Below are 4361 nucleotides of genomic sequence, written 5' to 3'. Positions count from 1 at the left end.
GGTGCACCTGCGCATGGCCGGCACCCGGCCCGGGATGCTCGCCCGGGAGCCCGGCTGGGAGCGGCTGCCGCTGCTCGACCCGCCCGAGGAGCGGGGCGGGGCGTCGCCGCTGCAGTGCGTCGTCGCGGAGCGGGACGGAAAGACGGTCGGCTTCGCCCGGTTCCGGAACAAGCCGGAGTCCGAGTTCGCGACGCCGCACGGGCGGATCCAGGTGCAGGACGTGCAGTCCCCCGACCCGGCCGCGTACGCGGCGCTGTGGCGGTTCCTGTGCGACATCGACCTGACGTCGACGGTGGAGGCGCGCAACCGCCCCGTGGACGATCCGCTGCTGTCCCTCGTCTCCGACATCCGTCGCTGCGGGGTACGGATGCGGGACGCGCTGCACGTACGTCTGGTGGAGGTAGGCGCCGCCCTCGAAGCGCGTACGTATCTCACGCCCGTGGACGTCGTGTTCGAGCTGGAGGACGCGTTCTGCCCCTGGAACCAAGGGCGTTGGCGGCTGTCCGGCGACGCGAAGGGCGCCTCCTGCACGCGCACCCGGGAGGCGGCCGATCTCGCCCTGTCCGTACGGGAGTTGGGCGCCGCCTACCTCGGCGGCACGTCACTTCTGGAACTGGCGGGCGCCGGGCGGGTGCGCGAGCTGCGGCACGGGGCGCTCGCGGAGGCCTCGGTGGCGTTCGGGTCGCCGGTCGCGCCCTGGCTGCAGCACGGGTTCTAGCGGCTCAGCCCGACTGGCCCGCGGGCTGGCACGAAGGGCACCAGAAGAGGTTGCGGGCCGCCAGTTCCGCCGTGCGGACCGGGGTGCCGCACAGGTGGCAGGGCTGGGGCGCGCGGCGGTAGACGTAGACCTCGCCGCCGTGGTCGTCGACGCGCGGCGGGCGGTTCATCGCCTCGGGAGTGTGCTCGGGGCGGACCGTGTCGATGCGGTTGGCGCGGACGCCGTCGCGCATCAGGTCCACCAAGTCGTCCCAGATCGCGGTGAATCGAGCCTCGGTGAGGTCCTTGCCGGGCGTGTACGGGTCGATGCCGTGGCGGAAGAGGACCTCCGCGCGGTAGACGTTGCCGACGCCCGCGATGACCTTCTGGTCCATGAGGAGCGCGGCGATCGTCGTGCGGCTGCGGGAGATGCGCGCGTACGCCTTCGACGGGGCGTCGTCGGGGCGCAGCGGGTCGGGGCCGAGGCGCTCGTGTATCGCCTGCTTCTCGGCGTCCGTGATCAGGGCGCAGGTCGTGGGGCCGCGCAGGTCCGAGTAGTGCGTGTCGTTGGCCAGGCGCAGGCGGACCGTGTCCGTCGGCGGCGGGGCGGGGGTCTCGCCGAGGGTGTACTTGCCGAAGAGGCCCAGGTGGATGTGGATCCAGGTGTCCACCGAGGCACCGAAGCCGAGGAAGAGGTGTTTGCCGTGGGCCTCCGTGCGGGCCAGTTCCTGGCCGGTGAGGAGTGCGGCCGCGTCGGAGAACTTGCCCTGGGGGCTGGTGACCGTTGTCTTCTTGCCCGCGAAGCGTTCGGCGTGATCTTGGGCCAGGCGGTGGATCGTGTGGCCTTCCGGCACGGACTTTCCTCTCGGGGCGGGCACGGCAACGGCGATCGAGGACCAGGGCACGGGGCTCTGCCCGGACCCCGCTCCTCGATCGCCGGAGGGGCTTGTTCGTGCCCGGAGGGGCTTACTTGGGGTGGTGGTCCGGGATCGCCGGGAGCTCGCCGGTCTCCTCGTAGCGCGTCAGCATGTCGATGCGGCGCTGGTGGCGCTCCTCGTGCGAGTACGGGGTGCCCAGGAAGATCTCGACGAACTTCGTCGCCTCCTCCTCGCTGTGCATGCGACCGCCGATGGAGAGCACGTTCGCGTTGTTGTGCTCGCGGCCGAGGGCGGCGGTCTGCTCGCTCCAGGCGAGGGCCGCACGGACGCCCTTCACCTTGTTCGCGGCGATCTGCTCCCCGTTGCCGGAGCCGCCGATCACGATGCCCAGGGCGTCCGGGTCCGCCGCCGTGCGCTCCGCGGCGCGGAGGCAGAACGGGGGGTAGTCGTCCAGGGCGTCATAGAGGTGGGGCCCGCAGTCGACGGGCTCATGGCCGCGGGCCTTGAGCCATTCGACGAGGTGGTTCTTGAGTTCGTAGCCGGCATGATCCGAGCCGAGGTACACGCGCATGCGTCGAGTGTGGCACGCCGCGGGCCGGGTAGCCGCGTGCGGGGGCGAAACCATGGTCATCCGGAAGCGCGACCGACGTAACGAAGACAACAATCCGGATTCAGGTCTTCCACCCCGTCCGCTTGTGCGCTTTGAATGCCAGGGCTCGTACCCCGAGAACCTAAGGATCCGTTCATGACCTCGCAGTCATCCCTTGCGACGGAAGACACCCCGCCCGGCGACCCCGCAGGGGGCCCGGGTGGTACCGGCGGTGACGGCCTGCAGGCAGGGCTGAAGAACCGGCACCTGTCGATGATCGCCATCGGCGGTGTCATCGGCGCCGGTCTGTTCGTCGGATCCGGCTCCGGGATCGCGGCCGCCGGACCCGCCATCCTCATCTCGTACGCCCTCGTCGGCGCGATGGTCGTCCTCGTGATGCGGATGCTCGGCGAGATGGCCGCCGCCCGGCCGACGTCCGGGTCCTTCTCCGCCTACGCCGACCAGGCCCTCGGGCGCTGGGCCGGGTTCTCCATCGGCTGGCTGTACTGGTTCTTCTGGGTCGTGGTGCTCGCCGTGGAGGCGACCGCCGGTGCCAAGATCCTCAACGGCTGGATACCCGGCGTCCCGCAGTGGGGCTGGGCACTGATCGTGATGCTCGTGCTCACCGCGGTGAACCTGGCGGCCGTCGGCTCCTACGGCGAGTTCGAGTTCTGGTTCGCCGGGATCAAGGTCGTCGCCATCGGCGCGTTCGTGATCGTCGGCCTGCTCGCCGTCTTCGGCGTGCTGCCGGGCTCGGACAACCCGGGCAGCGGGTTCGGGCACCTGACGGATTCCGGCGGGTTCTTCCCCGAGGGACCGGGCGCGATCCTCACCGGCGTCCTGATGGTCGTCTTCTCCTTCATGGGCTCCGAGATCGTCACGCTCGCCGCCGGTGAGTCCGAGGACCCGCAGAAGGCCGTCACCCGGGCCACCAACTCCGTGATCTGGCGCATCGGCATCTTCTACCTCGGCTCGATCTTCGTCGTGCTGACGCTGCTGCCGTGGAACGACGCCTCGATCCTCAAGGACGGCTCCTACGTCGCCGCCCTGAACTCCATCGGCATCCCGCACGCCGGACAGGTCATGGACGTCATCGTGCTGACCGCCGTGCTGTCGTGCCTCAACTCCGGCCTGTACACCGCCTCCCGCATGGCGTTCTCGCTCGGGCAGCGCGGCGACGCCCCGAAGGCGTTCGCGCGGACCACGTCGCGCGGCGTGCCGCGGGTCGCGATCCTCGGCTCCGTCGTCTTCGGCTTCCTCGCGGTGTGGTTCAACTACCAGTGGCCGGACACCGTCTTCGACTTCCTGCTGAACTCCTCGGGCGCCGTCGCCCTGTTCGTGTGGCTCGTCATCTGCTTCACGCAGCTGAAGATGCGCGGCATCATCCTGCGCGAGCAGCCGGAGAAGCTCGTCGTGAAGATGTGGCTGTTCCCGTATCTGACGTGGGCGACGATCGCGATGATCTCGTTCGTGCTCGTGTACATGCTGACGGACGACGCCGGGCGGGAGCAGGTGCTGCTCTCGCTGCTGGTGGCCGCGTTCGTGGTCGGGTTCTCCTTGGTGCGCGAGAAGGTCCAGCGCAACCGTCAGGTGCCCGCCGACCGCGGCTGAGGTTCCTTCCGGAGCAGGGCTATTGCGGGTCGAGCACCGTGAAGGTCTTCTTCACCCGCTCGTACGTCCGCTCGCCCTGCTCCGCGACCGCCGTCCGGTACCAGGTGCTGATCTGGTACGACTGCGCGCCCTGGTCGAAGCCGAGCTGCTCGGCGTGCCAGCGCTTGCCGTCGAGGGTGAACAGGTACTCCCAGACCACCGCGGGGCGGCCGCGGAACGTCGTGCGGTCCAGGCGGATCTTCCGGTAGTCCTGGCCCTCGTGGGCGCTCTGCTCCGACTTCCGCCAGGTCGCCAGGAGGTCGTTCACCGCCAGGGACGACAGGCCCGAGAGTTCCTGGGTGCCGTCCGGCGCGGTGTAGTGCACGTTCGACGCCGTCCTCACGACCCGCTTCCAGCCCTTCGGGGGCACCCAGGCGAAGCCTCCCTCGCGGCGCGCGCCCGGCGGCAGGGTCCGGTCGGACGGCGGGCGCGAGGTGCCCTCGACCGTGGGCGACGGCGACGTGGCCGCCGGGCCGCCGCCCGCCTTCTTGTCGCCGCCGGCGGACTCGTCGCCGGGCAGGGTGAGGGCGAGCGCCGCCACGAGGCCC

General features: G+C 70.6%; 4 protein-coding genes and 1 pseudogene. 2 read left to right on the top strand and 3 right to left on the bottom strand.

Annotated elements, in window-relative coordinates; genetic code table 11:
- Positions 1–718, top strand: a 718-nt coding sequence (locus G3I40_RS35150; RefSeq protein WP_203645345.1) for a sterol carrier protein domain-containing protein, incomplete at its 5' end; no start/stop codon positions are given.
- Between the two features lie 4 nt (positions 719–722).
- Here G3I40_RS35150 and G3I40_RS35145 read toward each other — a convergent pair.
- Positions 723–1550 carry a DNA-formamidopyrimidine glycosylase family protein gene (locus G3I40_RS35145; protein WP_164558902.1) on the bottom strand — a complete coding sequence of 276 codons (828 nt, stop codon included), beginning with the start codon at positions 1548–1550 and terminating at the stop codon, positions 723–725.
- A 112-nt stretch (positions 1551–1662) separates the two neighbouring features.
- Positions 1663–2145: a ribose-5-phosphate isomerase gene (locus G3I40_RS35140; protein ID WP_164558901.1), complete on the bottom strand. Its 483-nt coding sequence runs from the start codon at positions 2143–2145 to the stop codon at positions 1663–1665.
- A gap of 174 nt (positions 2146–2319) precedes the next feature.
- Between G3I40_RS35140 and G3I40_RS35135 the strand changes: the two genes are divergently transcribed.
- On the top strand, positions 2320–3774 hold the full coding sequence (locus tag G3I40_RS35135) for an amino acid permease (protein WP_164558900.1): 1455 nt from the start codon (positions 2320–2322) through the stop codon (positions 3772–3774).
- Between the two features lie 19 nt (positions 3775–3793).
- Here G3I40_RS35135 and G3I40_RS35130 read toward each other — a convergent pair.
- Positions 3794–4361, bottom strand: a pseudogene (locus tag G3I40_RS35130) (serine/threonine protein kinase); the annotation flags it as partial.

Source organism: Streptomyces sp. SID14478 (assembly GCF_010548525.1).
Taxonomy (GTDB): Bacteria; Actinomycetota; Actinomycetes; order Streptomycetales; family Streptomycetaceae; genus Streptomyces.
Note: the sequence above shows the minus strand (reverse complement) of the source record. Positions and strands in the feature narration are given on the sequence as shown.

Coding starts and splice junctions, on each gene's coding strand:
- G3I40_RS35140 (WP_164558901.1), bottom strand. CDS start 2,145: ATGCGCGTGTACCTCGGCTCGGATCATGCCGGCTACGAACTCAAGAAC.
- G3I40_RS35135 (WP_164558900.1), top strand. CDS start 2,320: ATGACCTCGCAGTCATCCCTTGCGACGGAAGACACCCCGCCCGGCGAC.